This is a genomic window from Novosphingobium aureum, assembly GCF_015865035.1.
GTDB lineage: Bacteria > Pseudomonadota > Alphaproteobacteria > Sphingomonadales > Sphingomonadaceae > Novosphingobium > Novosphingobium aureum.
Genome location: NZ_JADZGI010000027.1, coordinates 1 through 477 on the forward strand (window position 1 = coordinate 1; position 477 = coordinate 477).

At 50.9% G+C, this 477-nt stretch carries 1 rRNA gene; it reads left to right on the forward strand.

Features of this window, described 5'->3' with window-relative positions:
- A 16S ribosomal RNA gene (locus tag I5E68_RS19990) occupies window positions 1-477 on the forward strand; the annotation flags it as partial.

The window sequence follows — 477 nt, forward strand, 5'->3', positions numbered from 1 at the left end:
GCTGACCTACGGGTGGCAGCAGTAGGGAATCTTCCACAATGGACGCAAGTCTGATGGAGCAACGCCGCGTGAGTGAAGAAGGTTTTCGGATCGTAAAGCTCTGTTGTTGGTGAAGAAGGATAGAGGTAGTAACTGGCCTTTATTTGACGGTAATCAACCAGAAAGTCACGGCTAACTACGTGCCAGCAGCCGCGGTAATACGTAGGTGGCAAGCGTTGTCCGGATTTACTGGGTGTAAAGGGCATGTAGGCGGGAGAGCAAGTCAGATGTGAAATCTATGGGCTTAACCCATAAACTGCATTTGAAACTGTTCTTCTTGAGTATCGGAGAGTCAGGCGGAATTCCTAGTGTAGCGGTGAAATGCGTAGATATTAGGAGGAACACCAGTGGCGAAGGCGGCCTGCTGGACGACAACTGACGCTGAGGCGCGAAAGCGTGGGGAGCAAACAGGATTAGATATCCCAGTAGTCGTTCGAC